The organism is Paenibacillus sp. FSL M8-0142, assembly GCF_038597315.1.
GTDB lineage: Bacteria > Bacillota > Bacilli > Paenibacillales > Paenibacillaceae > Paenibacillus_AQ > Paenibacillus_AQ lactis.
In genome coordinates, this window is record NZ_CP152008.1 from 5,969,966 (window position 1) to 5,989,410 (window position 19,445).

The following is a 19,445-nucleotide window of genomic DNA, read 5'->3' on the forward strand; positions in this document are numbered from 1 at the left end:
AACTTCAGCTGACGGAACTTCAGCTGGCGTAATTGCAGCTAACTTAACTGCAGCCGGCGTATCTTCAGTTGGCGTAACTTCAGTTGACGCATCTTCAGCCGACGTATCTGCACCCGGTGTAAGAGCGGCCGCTCATCGTTCGGAAACTGCTCTCCATGCCTCTCCTGTACCTGCCGCTGCATCCAGTATTGCCGGATTGCCCTGCTTATAAGCCCTCCATGTGGGAGACCATCCTGAGTTGGTCGGTGAGGCTTCCTGAAACGAGCTGTTAAGGCGACTTCTTCATTGGCACTGTTTGAGGACTTCGTGTGAATCGGAGACGTTGGGGGGCCTCCTGAATCGGAGCTGCTGGGGGACTTACTGAAAAAGAGCTGCCCCGCAGCAGTAAACACCACTGTTTGGGACAACTCCAGCATCGCAGGTCTTAAGGATGATTAATCACACCACATACTTGGCGGTGAGCGAATGCTTCGCCTTCACCAGCTGCGCAGGCGTCCCCTCGAACACAACCGTTCCGCCCCGGCTGCCGCCCTCCGGCCCCATATCGATAATCCAATCCGCCTGCCGGATGACGTCCAGATTATGCTCGATGACGATCACCGAGCTACCGTTATCCACCAGCCGGTTCATGATTTCGATCAAATGCCCGACATCGGACATATGCAGCCCGGTCGTCGGCTCGTCCATCACGTACACCTTGCCCTGCTTGTGCAGCTCGCTCGCCAGCTTGATGCGCTGATTCTCTCCCCCGGAGAGGGTGCTGAGCGGCTGACCAAGCGTCAAATAATGCAGCCCGACATCATGCAGCGCCTGGAGACGAAGGATGATCTCCTTGTTTTCGAAAAAGTCCAGCGCCTGCAGCACCGTCATATCCAGCACCTCGGTGATCCTTTTGCCATTCAGCTTGTATTGGAGCACCTCGTCCCTGAAGCGTCGTCCCTCGCATGTTTCGCATGGCGACACAACGCCTTCCATAAAGGCCAAGTCCGTGTAGATAAAGCCCAACCCTTGGCATTCCGGGCAGGCTCCCTTCGAATTGAAGCTGAACAGCGACGGGCTCTGTCCATTCGCCTTGGCAAACCGTTTCCGAAGATCGTCCATGATTCCGGTGTAGGTGGCCGGATTCGAGCGAATCGAGGTGCTTACGGCAGACTGGTCAATGACAATCGCTTCGGGATGCTCCGGCAGGAAGGCATGGTGAATGAGCGAGCTTTTGCCCGACCCTGCTACCCCAGTGACAACCGTCAGCACGCCTTCCGGAATATCGACCGTCACGTTTTTCAAATTATGCACGTTCGCGCCGGAAATCCTCATATGGCCGGAGGGCTTTCGGAAGCTTGTTTTAATCGGCAAGCTCTGCTTCATGAAGCGCCCGGTTAAGGTGTCCTCCTGGCTGTACAGATCTTCCACCGTTCCTTGAAAAACAATCTCTCCCCCACGGGTTCCCGCGTAAGGCCCGACATCCACCACATGATCGGCGATTTCGATCACATCCCGGTCATGCTCCACGACCAGCACCGTGTTCCCTTTATCGCGCAGCTTGCGCAGCATCCCGTTCAGTCGCTGCACATCCCGCGGATGGAGCCCGACGCTCGGCTCATCGAAGACATACATCATATCGGTTAAGCTGCTGCCCAGATGACGGACCATCTTGACCCGCTGGGACTCGCCGCCGGACAAGGTGGTCGTCTCCCGATTCAAGGTCAGGTAATCCAAACCCATATCGATCAAATGCTGCAGCCGTTCGGTTAAGCTGTCCACCATCGTCTGCGCGATCGGCTCCCGAATGCTCTCAATGACCTTCTTCAATTCCGGGATTTCCATCGCCGTGCACTCGGCAATATTGTAGCCGTTGATCCGGCAGCTTAAAGCCGCTTGGCTGAGCCGGGTCCCTTTGCATAACGGGCAAGAGGCGTGCGTGATGAAATTTTTGACATGGTTCATCGTCCGTTCGGACAGCTCGCTGCTGTCCCGCTGAATGTAGAGCCGATTAAATTTATGAACGAGCCCTTCAAATTCGGCTTCGATCGGCCCGCCCTTGGACGGAAACGACACCTTGCGATCCTTGCCGTACAGCAGCAGCTCCCACTCCTCGTCGGTATAGTCCGAGAGCTTCTTGTCATTATCAAAGAAACCGGAATACGTGTAGTTTCTTAAATACCAGCTGTCTACCGAAAAGATCGGGAACAGCACCGCTCCCTCGTTCAGCGATTTCGACGGATCCAGAAGCTTATTAAGATCCAGCTCGACCTTCTTGCCGATCCCCTGGCATTCCGGGCACATCCCTTGCGGGTCATTAAACGAGAACGCGTTGGAATACCCGATGAACGGCTTCCCCACTCTGGAGAACAGCAGCCGCAGAATCGAATACAGATCCGTAATCGTTCCAAGCGTCGACCGGGAATTGCCGCCCAGCCGCTTTTGATCGATGACGATGGCCGTGGACAGATGATCGATCGAATCGACATCCGGCTGCTTATGCCGAGGAAGGCGATTGCGGGCGAATGCGGTAAAGGTCTCGTTCAGCTGGCGCTGGGCCTCCGCGCTGATTGTATCGAACACGATCGATGATTTGCCGGAACCGGACACGCCGGTAAACACCGTGATTTTCCGCTTCGGAATTTGCAGTGACACGTTCTTCAGGTTGTTCTCCCTTGCTCCCTGAATGTCGATAAACGAATGTGACATCCTAAAATCCTCCTATGCCTTGTAATGTGCTTCCATTATAAGAATGAATCATGACATGTACCGTCATAATTGAAGGAAACCTCTAAAAAATGATGAATGGTTTGCCAATGTGCATCCAGTCCGTTACAATTACGGGAAAATCATATTTATTCCGGTTCCGGATTATGGGAGAATAATAGAGATATGAGTAAAAAAATCGTAGCGATTGATATGGATGACACGATCTGCCACCTGATTCCTAAAGCCATTCACTATCATAATTTGCAGTATAAAGACCCGCAGCTTAAGCTGGATCAGATTACGGACTACAACCTGAGTGAAATCTGGCATCCCGAATGCTCGGAGGATTTCTTCTTCGGAAAGCCCGGTTTATATGAGGAGCTCGACATTTTTGATGAATATACCATTGACGAAGTCGAGCGGATGACGCACGATTATGACGTCATTATCATTACGGCTGCCCGCCCGTCCTCCGTGCCCGAGAAATGGAAATGGCTGCAGACGCATATGCCGTTTATACCGTTCGATAATTTTTTCGTCGCCAAACGCAAATATTTAGTAGAGTTCGATCTCCTGATCGACGACGGTCCGCATAACGCGATTGCGGCAAGGGAAGCGGGGAAGCAGACGATCCTCATCCCGCGTCCATGGAATGCGCATATTCAGCATGAATTCATCCTGAAGGATTCCTGGAAGGGCATGAACGAATTGGTCGGCCGGATTTTGTCCGAAAAATAACAATCAAGGGGATAAACAATGAATATAGAACGAAATAGTAGGTACTTGTCGCAAGACGTTCATTTCTTTGCAGCTGCGCTGTCGGAAACGCTCGTATCCGTGTGGGAAGAGGATCCCGCCAGCGTGTATGTGGAGGTTGAGCGTGGATACATCGAATGCTATACGCCGGACGTAGTCCGTGTCCGGAATGAAGAAACCGGTCTGGTCAGCCACTACAGCCGGGATACGGCTATGTTTCAGCGCATGTAAGGATTTTATGAGGCAGTCCCGTAATTCTCATTACCTTATTACAGTCTAAAAATGCCGAGCATAACACAAGAAGGTGCCCCATAAGATCGTTAGATCTTAGGAAACACCTTCTTTTTTGTGGGTAGAAATGCTTCGGTGCACGAAGCATTTCTACCCGGGATTCGAGCGATTACCCAGATTGCGTTTGACACCCGCCCTAACGATTCCTCCCTCGTCTGCTTGTCCGATGCTGTTTAGGAAGAAGAGCTGGATTTTTTATCAGTCCTTATGCCTCCAAGGCGTATATCCGCCTCTAATCGCTTGGAGTACTCGAAGATAAGCCGGGCATTTACTTCTTCTTTCCGGAAATCGCCTCTGCCGTCTGCTTTACAGCCTGATGGCCGAATACGGCAAATGCGCCCGCAATAATACCTTGTATGATATTTTCAACGCTCCAGCCTATAAGGCCTGCCGTGAACAAAATGGATACCACGATAACGACATAGATGATGCTCCAATTCGGAACCTTTGGCGTTTGCTTGAGCACGTAGCCGATGACCCAGCAGGCGACAACTACCAAGGACAGCCTCGGGTCGATCATCTGTGCAATAATGCTCCATTCCATGGCATATCCCTACCCTTCCTCTGATGTCTTTCTACTACATCCTATTCTCGGAATCTATCGATTTGCTTGGACTCATGCCCTGTAACCCCCTACCTTGTGCATTCCCGCTAACCAAGCCTTTATTTGGCTGTCATTGTTTGATTCTTTGCATTTCTGAGTGCATTTTTGAGGCATGCCAAGCAGTCTCTGCGCCACTGTTAACCGTCCATAGCTGCCAAGCACCCAATGCGTAATGAAGAATTTCGCTTGGGTACTTAGGGTTACTTAACGTACTCTTCCTCTACTATCAAGGTATGCGGGACAGGAGGTGGAATATTCAGAGTTTTTGAGAAGAAGCGGATGGATATAGCACAACTTGATCGATCCTTGCTTCCGCTTCAGCCCTTGCCCGACCACATAAAAAAAGACGCGCCCCGTATTATACGGGTACGCGTCATCTTCTTCTTGCCAATCCCCAATTCCAATAAAATCTTACGTGTTGCGTTCGTTACCTGAGAACGACTTTTTCGCTTACCGTGACCTTCGGCTCTTCACGCTCCGCGGCCGTTTGTTCTCCCGCCCACAGCAGCCTCATTTCTTCGCTTGTCGCGAGCAGCTCGGATAACGTGCCTTCCGCCTCAATCCGGCCGTCCTTCATGACGATGATATGATCCGCTTTGGCGAGCGCCGCCCTCCGGTGCGATACCGCGATGCAGGTAACATCGCTTTCCTGGAAGAGCCCCTCCCATACCTGCTGCTCCGTCTCGACATCCAGCGCGCTGGACAGGTCATCGAAAATATACAGATCCGCCCCCGTCATCAGCATGCGCGCCGTAGCCGCACGCTGGATCTGTCCTCCCGAGAGCATGACGCCCCGCGGGCCGACGAAGGTCTCGAGGCCCTGGTCGAGGTCCTGGATATCCTTCTCCATAACGGCGAGACGGATTGCGCGATTCAACGCCTCGTCCGCATGGTCTCTTTTGCCCTGGACGATGTTCTCCCTCAAGGTATCGCTGAACAAACGCGGCACCTGCGGCGTATAGGCGGCTCTCGGCGGAACCAGGAACGCAGCGGGATCCACCTCCGTGCCGTTCCAGCTGATTGCCCCCTCCTGCTTCGGCAGCAGACCGAGCAGGGTCCGCACAAGCGTGGACTTGCCCGCACCGATCCGCCCTGTAACCACCAGGAACTTGCCGCGCTCAAGCCGGAAGCTGATATCCGATATGCCGCTCTCGGAACCCGGATACCGGTAAGTTAGCCCGCTCACCGTAAGTTCCTTAAGCTGCAGCTTCGGATCCCTGACGGGCTCCTGCAGTTCCGGCGGCTCCCCGTTCAGGTACGTTTCCCGCGCTTCAATGAGCCGGTCCTCTTCGCCCGGCCGGAACAACATCCGCATCCGGTCGAAGGATACCTTCAGCCGCTTATGCTGGAACACCATGTAACCAAATAAGGAAATGCTGAATCCGATGTTCGCCAAATAACTCGTGAACAAGGCGAAGTCGCCGACGCTAAACCGTCCGGCCTGCATTTCCGCAGCGCACATCAGCAGGATTAATCCTGTGCAAATGCTGAGCACATGCTGGTTCAGCGACCGCATCCACTGCTTGAACAGATTATCCTTGAGCGCTGCCTGGCGGCGCTCCTCGTTCAGCTTCGTAAAGCGCTCATGCACGTGATCCTCAGCCTGGCCGAGCTTGAGCGCCTGAACCGCGCCGAAGGTCTCCGCGATAAAACTCGTGATTCGGCCGGTCGCTTCCCGGTTCTTCTGACCGTATCTCCGCGCCCGGTTGCCGGACAGATTGTTCAGCAGCGTTACGATGACCAGCGGCAGCACCGCGACCAGCATGATTTTCCAGTTAATGCTCGCCATAATGACAACGGACACCAATGCAAATACGAGACGGCCCCAGAAATCCACCCAGGACTCAACATATTCGACAACCTCATCCACGTCATCGCGGAAGCGGCTCATCGCCTCGCCCGGCGAAGCGGGCAGATTCCGCCCCGGCCAGCGCATAATGCCGGCCAGCATATTCGTGCGCAGAATCGCCTGAATGTGGTAGATATAGGTTACCCATTCATAGAACGCGGCGAAGAAAGTCCCGACTCTCGCGACCCGCACAGCCGCAATAAAAATCAGCGGCACGGCCAGCCACAGGTAGTCGGCAGCCCCGGAGCTTGCAGTCGCCCGGTCGAAGAACCACTGCATCCCGAGCCCGATCAACAGCGGCAAAGAGTGGAATACGCACCACAAGACGCCGTTAATCAAAAACAATGCGGGGCGGAAACGAAACAATCGCCCGATAAAACCGGCTACCGTCATGCAAGCTCCTCCTCTCTGCCTGTCGTCAGCAGTCTGGCATAATGGGAAGACGGATCCTGGGCCAGCGCCTCACGCTCCCCGAATTCCAGGATGCGTCCGTCGCCGAGCACCATGATTTTATCCACCTGCTCCAGCGTTGCCAGCCGGTGCGCAATAATTATTCCCGTGCATTGACGCATCAGCTGATCCACAGCCGCCTGCAGCATCGTCTCCGTGGCTGCATCCAGGCGCGAGGAAGGCTCATCCAGAATGACGAGACTCGGCTGTGTCAGAAAGACTCGCGTTAACGCGAACAGTTGGGCTTCCCCGGCAGACAAGGATGACCCTCCCGTCGACAGATGGGTGTCCAGCCCTTCCGGCTGCGCATCAATCCATTGACGAAGTCCAAGCCGCTCCGTCGTTTCCAGGATGAAGTCATCCGATACGCCGGCATCGAACAGCGTCAAGTTGTCGCGGAGCGTGCCGTCGAACAGCTGAACGTCCTGCGTCACCATCCCGACTCGCCGGTACAGGGCCGGGAGCGTCAGCTCCGTAATATCCGTGCCGCCCACGCGAATGACCCCGCCGTCGATATTGTACAGCCGCAGCAGCACCCGGCTCAGGCTCGACTTTCCGCTTCCGGTGCGTCCGATGATGCCGAGGCGTTCCCCTGGCTTCACGGTAAACGTAATGTCCTTCAGGACAGGCTTATCCTCGTTGTAGCTGAAGTTCACCCGCTCGAACTCCAGGCCGAGGGGCCCCTCCGGCAGCTGTTCCTTCTTCCCGTTTACAATCTCGCTGCGATTCGAGAGCAGTTCCCTGGAGCGGAGCATGCCGGACTTGGCTTTTTGAAATTCCTGCACCTGGTCGCCCAGCATCTCAATCGGATCGTTCAGCATCTGCGTGTATTGATAGATGAGAAACAACGTCCCGAGGCTGATCTCGCCGATGAGATAGTAGCGAACTCCGAGCAGAAGCACGCCCGTGACCGCAAGCGCGAACAGGATAACCGTGGTGTTCCAAGGGATGACGCGAAGCATCCAGGCCTTCCGCCCTTTCAGGAACACGGCCTGCATCAAACGGTAAAACCGGTTCATCACATACGGTACGTTACCATTTGCCTGCACATCCTCGATCCCGGCAATGCGCTCCTCAATCAGCCCGAACAGGGATGCGCTTGCTTCGCGCTCGTTCTTGGACGATTGAACGCCCAGGTTGCGGATGATCACCATAAACATAATCGACAGCAGCGTGAAGACGGTCATGACAATGGCAATCGGCAGATTGACCGTAAACATGAATCCTAATATGCCGGCGAGAAGCACGAAGCTGCCGATAACCTGCACGATGAACATCGCGAAAAAATTGGAGATGCTGGTCACATCGCCGTCCACGCGTTCGATCATGACGCCGGGCGTTTTCGTATTATGAAACCGCATATCCAAGCGGAGGCAATGCTTCAGCAGATCTCCGCGCAGCCGGTTCGTCGCCCGCCAGGAAATGTCGTTGCCTAAATAGCTGACCGCCACCGTAATCAGCTGATTAACAACGGCGACAATCAGAAACAGCCCTGCCAGCTGCAGCAGGGTGCCAAGCAGCCCTCCGCCCGCTGCCGTGTCGATGAACCGCTTCACGATCTGCGGATTCAATAGCTGCAGACCGCTTGATGTCAGCAGCATGACGAGCAGAATGATCAGCCTTCCCTTGACCGGACTCAAGTACCGCAGGAGCCAGGACATGGATATCTTTTCTTTTTTGGGCACAGTGCCCACCCCCATTATGCAACCAATATGGATGTCGACCTTTACGAAGCCATGATCGGATCAAGCCGCTCACCAGTAAATCATTACCAGTTTACATGATAAACCCGGCCTTTCCTAGGTAAAGAATGATTATAAAGTTCCTTCCCGGCGCAAGCAGCCAGTGGTATAGTATATGGATCATTGACAACAGTCTGTCATGTAGATCGGTCATGAAAGGAGATTCTAACGCTTCCGTTGATTCTGATGATGGTTCATGAGGTTAAATAAGCAAAAAAGCTGACCTTCCCAACACATAACAACCACCTTATGCATAAAAATCGAAGTCGGATATTTATAAACTCGTAGATATAATGAATGGATCAATACCACGTACGCCATCGCTGCGTGATCTTACCGGAGGTGCACATCATGAATACGGAGATAAACCCATTGGATGGGCTTAATGAAGAGAAGCTGCAGGAAATTCGGGATAACGCCTCGAAGCTGTCCGAGATGCAGCAGGAAGTGCCCGTTGAGGAAGTGTTCACGGATGCTTTCGTGCAGCGGCATACCGGATTTCCCTCCATTGGAGAGCTTCTGAAGTCCGCCGGATATCAAGGAACAACCGACGAGGATTTCGACCGCTTCATTCAGCATTCCTCGATTAGCCGGTTCATGGCGGAGCACACACCATTTGATAACTGGCAGGCATTCCAAGACCAGGCCGTGACCGCCTACATCACCCGATTGCTGGGATTATAAGATTGTTGTGTAAGAAGGCCTAATCCGCTGCATAAGCCCTATACGCGAAGAAGCCCCGCCGATGCTCACTCGGCGGGGCTTCCAATCTATTGTAAGGGGTGTCTTTATCATAGTTCTCGAATCTTAAAGGAAGCTTAAAGCTGGATTAGTGAAAGATAAAAAACTTGCGGGACCATTGCCTATTTTCAAGAAACTTACATTGTCTATTTTTGCGCTAAGCCTCATCTTTTTATCAGCGAACTTGTCTTACGCTGAACCACACAATCCAATGAAAATACTGAATCAGAAATACCCTAATGAAAGAGTAAAGATAATAAAATCTGCCGACCTTAATAACGACAACAAAAAAGAGTACTTCATACTTACCGAAGCGGGTAACTTTTATCTTCTTAATTCAAAAGGAATCCTTGTATTGATAAATACAGGAATTTTGAGCGATGATGACGCTGATGACCCATCGATTCAGATCTTCTCCGCTACGAAGAAAGAAATGCATGTTGCGGTCTCGTTTAACTATTTCCCTTCCAATACAAGAATGTACGTATACCGATTACAAAACGGAACCTTGATAGAGAAACTAAACATTATGGGGGATTTGCAAGTGTTCATAGACTCTAAAAGCAGAGTTGTCGAGTACTGGAAGAAGTACTTCCCGGAAGGCGGATGGGAAGCCGCTAAAGCGGTTTACACCTGGGACCCAAATAAGCTTAAATATAAGGGTTCTGGACAACTGCCATAATAGCAAAGAGACCTGTCGCATAGAGGCGACAGGTCTCTTTTAGAATCTCCCGATTCCTTAATCACTCACCTGATGCTGAGAACAAAAAGTATAAGTTAGGACCGATAGCTGATTCCCTGCTGCAGCAACCACAAAGACACGGCCCCCCAAATCCAGAAAATCCGCATTCTCTACGTCTTGTTTATTAGATATCGTTGAACCTTTCTCTGGAAATCCTAATGAATTCGGATACCGCTGCTGTTTTAAAGGTATCTTTACGTCGTATAAACAATGTAGGTGTTCTGAGGAACTCATCCGAGATGTTGTGAGCTTGTAAGTTATATTTCATCATGGCTCTTTCGATTACCGACCGAGGCAGCAGCGAAACGCCGAGCCCGGCATGAATAAATCCCAGAATCCCCTCCAAAGTTCCGAATTCCATGATTTTCGCGGAAACACCCTTTGCATGCAGCCAATCCTCGAGTATACGACGGTAATGACATCCAACACGAAATACCAATATGGTCAGATGGCGTAGATGTTCCGGCCGATGGATCGGGTCAGTTTGCCCGCCTGATAGGAGAACAAGTTCCTCAGCCCCAACTTCTACGGTTTCAAGCTCTGCATGCTCACCTGGTGAGGACACAAAAGCTCCGTCCAGCTCGTATTTCAGTACCGAATGGACAAGCTCCTCCGTCGTCCCCGTTCTGAGTACTAAATCGACGTCGGGATATGAATGATGGTATTCAGCGAGAATCGATGGAAGCCGAATCGCCGTTGTGGTTTCAAGCGATCCGATTCGAAGAGGCCCCCGAGGGATTGAACGATCGGATACGACCCGCTCTGCTTCTTGGGTAAGGAAAATAATTTTTTCAGCATAAGATTTAAGCGCCTCTCCGGATGATGTGAGCCGAACTCCCTGACGACCGCGATGAAACAGTTCTGTGTTTAGTTCGCTTTCAAGCTGCTGAATCCTAATGCTTATGCTTGACTGAACGTATTCTAACTTCTCGGCTGCTCGGGTAAAGCTCCCCTCATTGGCTACAGCCAAAAAAATCTGCATGTCCCGGATGTCCACTGCATACCTCCGTATTAGGCATTAAAATTTTTAATGTTAAACATCATTTAGATTCATTTTACTTGATATGTGAAGGCAGGTAAAATAAGCAGTAATCTTACTTACGTTTTATCATCCGTGTTTCGTAATGGATGCCCAGGTGGCGCTCAATCTAAGCTCAACCTTAATCTGCAGTTATAAGCTAAACATGTCCTCGCCATATGGAGGCACGAAATATGCATGATTAACAGGAGGCATTAAAAATGTTTGAAACAGCGATCACAAGCAAGCTCAACATTCGCTATCCGATCTTTCAGGCACCGATGGCAGGCGGGCCAACGATTCCTGAGTTAGTCGCAGCCGTTTCAAACGCAGGTGGACTAGGCAACCTAGGGGCCGGATATTTAACCCCTGAACAACTCCGTCATGCCATCCGTAAGATCCGAGCGTTAACCGACCGGCCTTTCGGAGTGAATTTATTTGTCCTGGAGCAACCGGAGGAATCCGAAAAAACCATTGCCAAAATGGCTGAATACCTGAACTCCTGCCGTAAGGAGCTTGGAATCCCGCAAAATCCACCACTTCCCCAATATTCGGAATCGTTTGAAGAGCAGGTGCAAGTACTGCTGGAGGAGCGCGTTCCCGTTTTTAGTTTCACGTTTGGTATACCATCACCGGGTGTTATTCAAAGTATGAAGCAGCGTGGAACATTTGTAATGGGTACTGCTACGACAGTAGATGAAGCTATACAATTGGAGCTCTCGGGGGTTGACGCTATTGTAGCGCAGGGCAGCGAAGCAGGGGGACACCGAGGAACATTTCTGAAGAACGGCTCCGATGCTTTAATAGGACTCATGGCTCTGGTTCCCCAAATTTGTGATCATGTTTCGATTCCCGTGATCGCATCAGGGGGGATCATGGATGGACGGGGTCTCGTAGCCAGCCTTGCTTTAGGAGCAGCAGCGGTTCAAATGGGCACTGCTTTTCTGGCCTGTACAGAGAGTGGCGCACATCCTACGTACAAACAAAAGATACTTTCGGCAAACGAGGACGCTACCGTAATTACATGTGCTTACTCAGGCAAAGCAGCGCGTGGTATTCGTACAGAATTCATACGCGGTATGCATATGTATCCCGGCAAGATCCCCCCTTATCCCATTCAGCATGTCATGACACGGGATATTAGGCAAGCTGCGGCAATGGCAAACAACCCGGAGTATATGTCGCTCTGGGCTGGACAAGGCTTGAGGCTGGCTAAAGCCCGACCTGCCGCTGCCATTATCAAACAAACAATGGATCAGGCAATTCTGCTTGTAAACAAGCGCTTGCATTCTAAGAATGATCAAAGTATTCATGATTCTCACCCATTAGACGAATAACCTCGCACAGAACGGACGCAGCGATCGAACGATACGCGGCTTCCGTTTTTTATTGAACGGGGAGCTGGAAGATGAATGCATCTGGGTACGTCTTTACCTAATTTTTCATGATTTGATTCAAAGCGCTTGACTATGACGTTAGGTCATAGTGCATAATCTCGCTATGAAAACATAACTAGGAGTGAAAGATATGAACATACAAACACTGCGTTCAGACAAAATTTATCAAAAAGTTGCCCAGGCTCCGCCCGAGGAAAAGCTAGAATTATTCAGAAACGAGATGATGGCTCCCTTTATGAAGCAGTGGCAAATTCAACAGCTCCCTTTTAAAGCTGAAGAGGCCAACGGTTTTGATGTGATTACGTTTAATAGTATGATGCATCGAGCCCCTCATCAGATTAGCCCGCAGATTTCGGCAGAGATCGAGCTGATTTCGTCCGAAGCCTTTTGGTTAGAGTGTGAGCATGCCGTGAAGAAAAGCTTGAATCTATTTGTTGAGCACGATATAAATCTTCCCGTTTCCGATTATTTGTTTACCATTCAACTCGGGAATCCGGAAAACCGTGCCTTAACCATAAACGAAGGATATAGCGGTTTTGGTGGCATTCCCGGGTTTATCTGGGGTACGCTCCTGCCAAATGAATACACAATGCCTCGAATGAAGGCTGCGCTGGCGCACGAATGCAACCATAATGTGCGATACCAATTTATCCAGTGGGATCACACCGTGAATTTGGGCGAGCTCATTGTAAGTGAAGGATTGGCTGAAAATTATGCTACGTTTATGTTTGGGAAAGAATTGCTCGGTCCTTGGGTAACGAAAACAAACGCAGAAACGCTTAACCGGCGCATAAAGCCTGTGCTTAGAGAGCAGCTGCAGTTAACGGGGTTTGATCAAATTGCTCCGTATCTTTACGGTGACGAGATCGCGAAGCTTCAACATTCTCAACCAGTCAATATGCCTTATAGTGCCGGATACGCCTGCGGATATTATTTGATCCAATATTATTTAAGAAAAACAGGAAGAACGATTTTTGAGGCCACCATCACGCCTGCTGCTCAAATACTGGACGAAGTAAAAGGATTCTGGGATGAAGAAACCATTATTAGCGGTTAAAGATATTGTTCAGATTACAGGCATTACAAGTCGGACCTTGCATTATTACGATAGAATTGATTTATTCAAACCGACACATCTGACGGAAAAAGGGTATCGACTATATGATCGAAGCAGTTTGGAAAAACTTCAAACGATTTTGTTCCTAAAGGAATTGGATTTTTCCTTGAAAGAAATTGCGGACATTTTAAAGCTGCCCAGACAAGAGCAAAATCAAATATTAAAGGAGCAGCGTCAAGCCTTATTATTGAGAAAACAAAGATTAGAAACGATCATGGCGGCTCTCGAAGAATACGTTTCGGGAAATGATATTAGTGATCTGCAGCTCTTCAACGGCACTTCCGTCCTGCCATTGAAAGAGCAGTATGCAAATGAGGCGAGATTCTTTTATGGCGAAACCGAGGCGTATAAAGAGTTTAATGAATCGTTGGAAGAATTGTCACCGGATGATAAAGAGGAAAGCTTTCAAGCCATGGAGGACATATTCAAACGAATTGCGTCTTGTATCGACCAGGATCCTTCCTCCGATGAAGTTCAGCGATTAATCGAGGAATGGAAAAATAATCTGATGCAATTCATGACATGTGATGCAGAGTTACTGGCTTGCATTGCCCATACTTACAAATTCGATGCACGATTCAAAAACTATTTTAATCAATATGGCAATGAAGAGTTAGCCGATTTTCTCTACAGTGCAATCATGCATAATATCAACCGTGAAACATCTCAATGAATGGTAAATGCTCTGGGTTCGGCGATTCTTGTTATTTCAATAAAAAAAGAAAGCAAACACTTTCCCTAAAGGAAAATATGTGTTTGCTTTCTTTCGTTGATCAAGCTTTTTCTTTTTCTGATCATTAGAACCAACCTCATAAAAAATGCATCTATACCGAATCACTGGTCAGCCGTATTCATTGCCTGTATTTCCACTATATCGATGAGCATGCGGGATTCTGCCATCAACGGTGGTATAACCTTCAAAATAATGATAGTGCCCACCACCTGCCAAGGGAATGGCAGGACCCGTTGTTCCTCTAATCATGTGCTTGTGCTGGTCATTAAACGATGTTTGAGCATGATAGTTATGGACGTGTGGAACACCACTCGGAGCTGGTTCAGTTACACCCACGTAATGATGGTAATGTCCAACATCAAAGGATGTATCTCCTTCAAAGGGATGAACATGAACGTTAACTGGCCTTCCATCCCAAGATGTAAGAAAAAGTTGATGTGAATGTCCGGAACCGGAGTCATCGGAATGAACAACAAATCCCGTTACTTGTATTTCCATCACTTAAGGCCTCCCTTACATTAAAACAGGATTTCTTTTTTGTTTACCTTCATGCCGCTCAATGACCGGTCGAACATGTCGAGTATGAATAAGAATCGTTCGGCTTCACGAAACACGTGATCTGCTAATAGAGGGTGAATGATGCTTTTGATTCGACACTGCTCAATCAAATCGCGCGCAGTCTTCTTAAAATCTCGCAAGGATTTGACTGAAACGCGGTTTTCATCAACAAATTGACTAAGCAGTGGATGTGTTTGCGATTGTGGACGCATGGAACTTAAGTCGATGGCTTGAAACATCAACGTATCGAATTCTTGGCTAAACTCTCTAGCCTGTTCCACTAATTTTCGCTCGGATGGATCAAGCAGATGACCTATAAATTTTGCATGGTCAGCCATTATTTTCAGGAAAAAGACATTTTCATCAATAATCGCATCAGGCAATGGTTCAAGTCTCCCGCTATTGAGTTCCTCCAACCGATTTCTAAAGTAATTTGCTTCCCGGCTAACATGATCGACAAGCAAGGGAAAATTGTTTCCCCCAGGAAGCTGGCACCTAAGTATAAGCCCAAGGACCTTTCTCTTAAATGCCCAAATGTGTGAAGCTGCATTGCGGACTTCTGAATTAAACTGTCTAATGGTTTCGGGATCCGTATCTGCTTGATATGAATGTGCTCTTCTTTCAATATCCTCAAATATTGCATAGAATTGGTTAGCCTCATTAATTAACTGCGTATCTTCACACCTAAATCCAAGTCGAAGAAATAAAGAATGTTCTTTCATAATGCGTGACCAAAAACGTATTTCGTCTAATGATCTGATTACAAAAGGATCCGACAAACCATCTCCCACCTTTCGGCACACTACAAGACAACCGTTTATATTGTCATGTTATCAGAGCGTATGAGGATGGCATGTTTCAATATGCTACTGGAGAACAAAAAATCAATTAAAGAGCTAATTCACAAAAATTCCTCATCAGATATCCTGCTGGGACAGGAAAATTTCGCCGGGGTTTCCCGTTGCGTTTTAGTTCCCTTTGGGAGCGGCGCGTTTATCTTCAAATCGGAAGCCCGCTTATCTTGGTACTTCCACTGCCTGACCGGTGCCTCCCCAAATAGAAAGAGCGTCCATTTCAACGCTCAAATCACATGGAAGCTAGCCACAAAAAATAAAGACGTTCTTCTAATTGCCGAAGAACACCTTTAGCACTTTAATTTATTCGGATGATTAAAAAATGTGTTTTATATAACAGCTTTAGTTTTCTTGCGGCTTACCCGTTTATTATTCCTCACCGACACCCCCAGTTTGATGTCTACCGGGCATATTCTACGGTATTTTAGGCATGAGTTTCGCTCTCTTTTACTGCTCCATTTTATTGTGTTTCTGCAACCTGCTTTGCTGCGAATGTAGAGCTGAAACCGATGCTTATAGACGGTTCGTTTTTTTCTGACAACCAAACAAAACGTGACTCGAACGGGACTGAAGCCATGCCGGACGGAATGATTCTTGCCCTTAAGCGCCAGCGGAACCCATCTACTTTCTTCAGCACCGATTGAAAAAACAGAACTGCCTGTAAGAATTTTAGTCTCCTTCATCCTGTATTCACCTGAACGGTCCCTTTCACACGATAGGTTCCCGGGGGCAAATCGCCAAATAGGTAGAGCCCCCCTTGATTCGTACGCGTAATCTGGATGATCTGTTCCACTCCTGCGTTTAACCTATAGAGCGCCACTAGGGCATTGGGTATCGCTGCTCCAGTTGCTTGGTCTGTCACGATACCACTTACAGTCCCTGTATTTGCATCCGGATCGACTGTCAGGTTGATGTCAAGGGGGGCATATTCAGGACCTTGGATCGTTACAGTGGCACTTTGGCTTGATAAAAATCCGGCTAGGGTAGCCTGAACGAAATAGGTACCGTCCGGAAGCTCAGCAAACAAATACTGTCCGGATGCGTTGGATGTCAAGGTTCCGATCGGAGTAACCGTGCCCCCATTGATTTGAAAAAGACTAACCAAAGCATTATTCACAGGTTCATTATTCGAAACGTTCCTTACGATGCCAAACAATGCTCCTCTCGTTGCTGCGGGGTTTGGCTGTAAAGTAATCGAAACTTGTGTTGGTCGACCTTGGGTAACTGTTAGCGGAATACGGACAGGTGTCAGGTAGCCAGGTTCAGCAGCAGTGATTAAATAAGAGCCTACTGGAATATCTGGTATGATATATTGCCCCTGAGGGTTGCTGTTAACATGCTCAAATGGCACCCCTTGAGAAGTATATAACTGTACTGTGGCAAAGGGGATCGGATTTCCATTCGGCAGCAGCACTGTCCCCTGCACGACACCAACGGAGGTGTTGGGTGAGGCTTGAAGTGCTAAATTGACACTCTCTTCTTCATGTCCATCTACGGTAACTGGAGCACTTGGTTGAAGTTTATACAAGTCGGAAATCGGCAAAACAACACCTCCTTTCACCAATCGTTCAACTCAATATATGCTTGGGCGTTTATAAGCGACTGGTCTATTGACGATACTCTTACTTTTTAAGCAGTTACTAACCTGAACAACGTCGAAAAAGCTTTCTGTCGATGATTTTGCCTCTTGCTTATGTATTTGGCATTCCGAATAAGCTGACTATCGTGTAGGAGAGCTTTCATGGGGACGGTAAATCGCCGCCCCCAAACCAAAGGGATGATCCATGAGTTTGACATGACATCACAACAGAGATGAATGAATTCTAAACAAATTTACAATGTTTTTCTTGCCGTTGTGTGATTAAATCCAAAAAGTTCCTAAGATAATAACCAAGAGAATAAATAAAACTAGGACAATACCTACTGTATTCCCATAGCCGTTGTAACAAGGTTTTTCGTAACCCACTGATATTTACCTCCTCGCATTTTGGAATAGTACAGTTTATGAGCATAGACGCCCTTAGACTGGACATTTCGGTAATAATGTTCAGAATGTGCGGATGTATCATGGAGATAGATTTCTGATCAACCATTTAATTCATTTCACGAACTATCACGCCCCTGCAGGAAATAAAAAAACGCGGAATTGAACCCCCGACCTACGCATTACAAGTGCGACACCGTAGGTTTCGGAAAGGTTCTACAGGGTTCCGGAGGTCTATTAGTTATGGGCTTTTATGCGCCTAAATCCGTTTAAGGTTCTCGAAGTATTTCTTGGCCGTTAGAAGATTTGTTAGAAGTTCTGTTAGAAGACTGAAGCCCGTGAGCTAATACTTCGGGGATTTTTAATGGGTATTCGGATTTTATAGTTGAAATCAATGATATAGCATCAGCAATGTAAATCGGGATATATGGTTGAATCGTCTAAGCTAACGTTGTATTCGGTCGGGCTGTGCCACATTAGCAATCCATGAGAAACCGGGCATGCCGTTGGATGATAAAATTTTAGACATAGAGGAGGCTGCATATGGAACGTGTAATCCTGATGATGAATGTGCAAGAAAAACAGGGAGGAGAGTCAATCACATGGCAAAAATCGTTTTCGCGTTGAATCAGTCTCTGGACGGGTTCGTCGACCACATGGCACTTCAGCGCGACCCCATGCTATTCCTTCATTTCATCGAAGACGTGCGCGGTCTGACGGGTATGCTGTACGGGCGCCGTATGTATGAGACTATGCGATATTGGGACGAAGACCCTTTTGAATGGGATGCGCAGGAACGGGAATACGCAGCTGCGTGGCAAAGCAAACCGAAGTGGGTGGTGTCGAGGACGTTAAAGTCCGTCGGACCGAACGCTTCTCTGATCGAGGGCGACCTCTCAGCGGCCATACGGGGGCTGAAGGCTCAGCATGAAGGGGACATTGAAGTTGCCGGGCCGGAGTTGGCGCACAGTCTAACGGAGCTCGGTCTCGTTGATGAGTATCGACTCTATCTCCATCCCGTCGTGCTGGGTCACGGCAAGCCGTTCTTCGCCGGACCGCGTCCGCCCCTGCGCCTCGTGGCAAGCGATCGCATTGGCGAGCAGGTGATCAGGTTGACCTACGTTCCAGTTTAGTTTTGCGGTTGGTCCAGCGACCTAAGGGGACGATAGTTCGATAAACAGCGGCGGTCTATGACTTTATTTTTTCATTCTTGGCTACCGCTGTTTAGGTTACTGTGTGTTAGTCTAGAACTTATTTTTCAAAAGGATATTGAATCCCTAATTGATGGCGAAAAACCCACTTCAATTGACTAAAAGGGTAGAAAAATGGTAAAAGATCGGCCAAAAACACGAAAAAGACGCCGTCTCCGAAAACTCGGAAAACCGCGCCGTTATTGACTTTCTAAGGATGCTGGTGAAGGGAATTGAACCCCCGACCTACGCATTACGAGTGCGTTGCTCTACCCCTGAGCTACACCAGCGAATTTGTTGAAGTTATCATTCGTTTTTGGAACAACAAAATATATTATATTCCTTCGGCGGGAAAATGCAAGCCCCTCATTAATGGAAAAAACACCCTATAGGAGGGGTTGCATTACCCGCCTAATTTCTCCTGCACCGATTGGATCTTCTGCTTGCTTGAGGATGCCCGGTCGCGCCGGTCGTCGATTTTGACAGAGGTGGATACCCGCTTGGCACCCGACAAGAACGGCGCCTCGTGCAACGCCTCGATCGCACGCCAAATCATAGGGAGCTCCCCTTCAATAATCGTGCTCATCGAAGTCAATTCGTACGTAATTCCCTCCTGTTGCTTCAATATACGCTGCATTTCCGCCACATATGAGCTTAAGCTGGTCGTTGCCGTTCCGATCGGAATGACCGTTACTTCTGCAATTGCCATCACAATAACCTCCCTCGAAGCA

The 19,445-nt window shown here is 48.9% G+C and carries 19 protein-coding genes and 1 tRNA gene; 9 read left to right on the forward strand and 11 right to left on the reverse strand.

Going from position 1 to position 19,445, the window contains the following annotated elements; all coding sequences use genetic code 11:
• Nucleotides 1-438: 438 nt before the first annotated feature.
• Nucleotides 439-2,688 (reverse strand): excinuclease ABC subunit UvrA, encoded by a 2,250-nt coding sequence (locus tag NSQ46_RS27090; protein WP_341341436.1) that lies wholly within the window; start codon nucleotides 2,686-2,688, stop codon nucleotides 439-441.
• Nucleotides 2,689-2,871: 183 nt separating this feature from the next.
• Here NSQ46_RS27090 and NSQ46_RS27095 point away from each other — a divergent pair, with 183 nt between their 5' ends.
• Nucleotides 2,872-3,426 carry a hypothetical protein gene (locus tag NSQ46_RS27095; protein WP_341341435.1) on the forward strand — a complete coding sequence of 185 codons (555 nt, stop codon included), beginning with the start codon at nucleotides 2,872-2,874 and terminating at the stop codon, nucleotides 3,424-3,426.
• An 18-nt stretch (nucleotides 3,427-3,444) separates the two neighbouring features.
• Nucleotides 3,445-3,675, forward strand: coding sequence for a hypothetical protein (locus NSQ46_RS27100; protein ID WP_007130452.1), 231 nt, complete (start codon nucleotides 3,445-3,447; stop codon nucleotides 3,673-3,675).
• Between the two features lie 328 nt (nucleotides 3,676-4,003).
• Here NSQ46_RS27100 and NSQ46_RS27105 read toward each other — a convergent pair whose 3' ends face one another.
• From NSQ46_RS27105 to NSQ46_RS27115, 3 genes are all read right to left on the reverse strand, one after another.
• The gene (locus NSQ46_RS27105) at nucleotides 4,004-4,279 is read right to left on the reverse strand and encodes a phage holin family protein (protein ID WP_007130453.1); all 276 of its coding nucleotides are present in this window, start codon (nucleotides 4,277-4,279) and stop codon (nucleotides 4,004-4,006) included.
• Between the two features lie 487 nt (nucleotides 4,280-4,766).
• Nucleotides 4,767-6,581 carry an ABC transporter ATP-binding protein gene (locus NSQ46_RS27110; protein ID WP_007130454.1) on the reverse strand — a complete coding sequence of 605 codons (1,815 nt, stop codon included), beginning with the start codon at nucleotides 6,579-6,581 and terminating at the stop codon, nucleotides 4,767-4,769.
• Entirely contained in the window at nucleotides 6,578-8,323 is a 1,746-nt protein-coding gene (locus NSQ46_RS27115; protein ID WP_342575397.1) for an ABC transporter ATP-binding protein, read from the reverse strand. Before NSQ46_RS27115 ends, NSQ46_RS27110 begins: the two co-directional genes overlap by 4 nt.
• Before the next feature lie 408 nt (nucleotides 8,324-8,731).
• Between NSQ46_RS27115 and NSQ46_RS27120 the strand changes: the two genes are divergently transcribed.
• Nucleotides 8,732-9,064 (forward strand): hypothetical protein, encoded by a 333-nt coding sequence (locus NSQ46_RS27120; protein ID WP_144872333.1) that lies wholly within the window; start codon nucleotides 8,732-8,734, stop codon nucleotides 9,062-9,064.
• Nucleotides 9,065-9,212: 148 nt separating this feature from the next.
• Nucleotides 9,213-9,803 carry a hypothetical protein gene (locus tag NSQ46_RS27125; RefSeq protein WP_341341433.1) on the forward strand — a complete coding sequence of 197 codons (591 nt, stop codon included), beginning with the start codon at nucleotides 9,213-9,215 and terminating at the stop codon, nucleotides 9,801-9,803.
• Between the two features lie 184 nt (nucleotides 9,804-9,987).
• Here the strand turns inward: NSQ46_RS27125 and NSQ46_RS27130 are convergent, their stop codons facing one another.
• Nucleotides 9,988-10,860, reverse strand: coding sequence for a LysR family transcriptional regulator (locus tag NSQ46_RS27130; protein ID WP_342575402.1), 873 nt, complete (start codon nucleotides 10,858-10,860; stop codon nucleotides 9,988-9,990).
• 242 nt (nucleotides 10,861-11,102) lie between these two features.
• On the opposite strand from NSQ46_RS27130, the gene NSQ46_RS27135 reads away from it, so the two are divergent.
• The 3 genes from NSQ46_RS27135 to NSQ46_RS27145 all read left to right on the forward strand — a co-directional run bounded on the left by NSQ46_RS27135 (nucleotide 11,103) and on the right by NSQ46_RS27145 (nucleotide 14,068).
• Nucleotides 11,103-12,218, forward strand: coding sequence for a nitronate monooxygenase (locus tag NSQ46_RS27135; protein ID WP_342575403.1), 1,116 nt, complete (start codon nucleotides 11,103-11,105; stop codon nucleotides 12,216-12,218).
• Nucleotides 12,219-12,408: 190 nt separating this feature from the next.
• The gene (locus NSQ46_RS27140; RefSeq protein WP_342575404.1) at nucleotides 12,409-13,335 is read left to right on the forward strand and encodes a DUF2268 domain-containing protein; all 927 of its coding nucleotides are present in this window, start codon (nucleotides 12,409-12,411) and stop codon (nucleotides 13,333-13,335) included.
• Nucleotides 13,310-14,068, forward strand: a complete 759-nt coding sequence (locus tag NSQ46_RS27145) for a MerR family transcriptional regulator (RefSeq protein ID WP_342575405.1) — start codon at nucleotides 13,310-13,312, stop codon at nucleotides 14,066-14,068. Before NSQ46_RS27140 ends, NSQ46_RS27145 begins: the two co-directional genes overlap by 26 nt.
• Nucleotides 14,069-14,236: 168 nt before the next feature.
• Here NSQ46_RS27145 and NSQ46_RS27150 read toward each other — a convergent pair whose 3' ends face one another.
• Nucleotides 14,237-14,626 (reverse strand): YmaF family protein, encoded by a 390-nt coding sequence (locus NSQ46_RS27150; protein ID WP_007130461.1) that lies wholly within the window; start codon nucleotides 14,624-14,626, stop codon nucleotides 14,237-14,239.
• Nucleotides 14,627-14,646: 20 nt separating this feature from the next.
• Nucleotides 14,647-15,408 (reverse strand): DUF2935 domain-containing protein, encoded by a 762-nt coding sequence (locus tag NSQ46_RS27155; RefSeq protein WP_050954041.1) that lies wholly within the window; start codon nucleotides 15,406-15,408, stop codon nucleotides 14,647-14,649.
• Nucleotides 15,409-15,549: 141 nt separating this feature from the next.
• Here NSQ46_RS27155 and NSQ46_RS27160 point away from each other — a divergent pair, with 141 nt between their 5' ends.
• Nucleotides 15,550-15,834 (forward strand): hypothetical protein, encoded by a 285-nt coding sequence (locus NSQ46_RS27160; protein WP_028407331.1) that lies wholly within the window; start codon nucleotides 15,550-15,552, stop codon nucleotides 15,832-15,834.
• Between the two features lie 385 nt (nucleotides 15,835-16,219).
• On the opposite strand, the gene NSQ46_RS27165 is transcribed toward NSQ46_RS27160, so the two are convergent.
• Both NSQ46_RS27165 and NSQ46_RS27170 read right to left on the reverse strand, forming a co-directional pair.
• Nucleotides 16,220-17,083, reverse strand: a complete 864-nt coding sequence (locus NSQ46_RS27165) for a carboxypeptidase-like regulatory domain-containing protein (RefSeq protein WP_007130464.1) — start codon at nucleotides 17,081-17,083, stop codon at nucleotides 16,220-16,222.
• A gap of 318 nt (nucleotides 17,084-17,401) precedes the next feature.
• Nucleotides 17,402-17,506: a YjcZ family sporulation protein gene (locus NSQ46_RS27170; RefSeq protein WP_232239453.1), complete on the reverse strand. Its 105-nt coding sequence runs from the start codon at nucleotides 17,504-17,506 to the stop codon at nucleotides 17,402-17,404.
• Between the two features lie 620 nt (nucleotides 17,507-18,126).
• Between NSQ46_RS27170 and NSQ46_RS27175 the strand changes: the two genes are divergently transcribed.
• Nucleotides 18,127-18,657 (forward strand): dihydrofolate reductase family protein, encoded by a 531-nt coding sequence (locus tag NSQ46_RS27175; RefSeq protein WP_210094203.1) that lies wholly within the window; start codon nucleotides 18,127-18,129, stop codon nucleotides 18,655-18,657.
• Nucleotides 18,658-18,932: 275 nt separating this feature from the next.
• Here the strand turns inward: NSQ46_RS27175 and NSQ46_RS27180 are convergent.
• Together NSQ46_RS27180 and NSQ46_RS27185 are read right to left on the reverse strand one after the other, a co-directional pair.
• Nucleotides 18,933-19,004: transfer RNA gene (locus NSQ46_RS27180), tRNA-Thr, on the reverse strand.
• A 113-nt stretch (nucleotides 19,005-19,117) separates the two neighbouring features.
• On the reverse strand, nucleotides 19,118-19,423 hold the full coding sequence (locus NSQ46_RS27185; protein ID WP_007130466.1) for an MTH1187 family thiamine-binding protein: 306 nt from the start codon (nucleotides 19,421-19,423) through the stop codon (nucleotides 19,118-19,120).
• Between the last annotated feature and the right edge of the window lie 22 nt (nucleotides 19,424-19,445).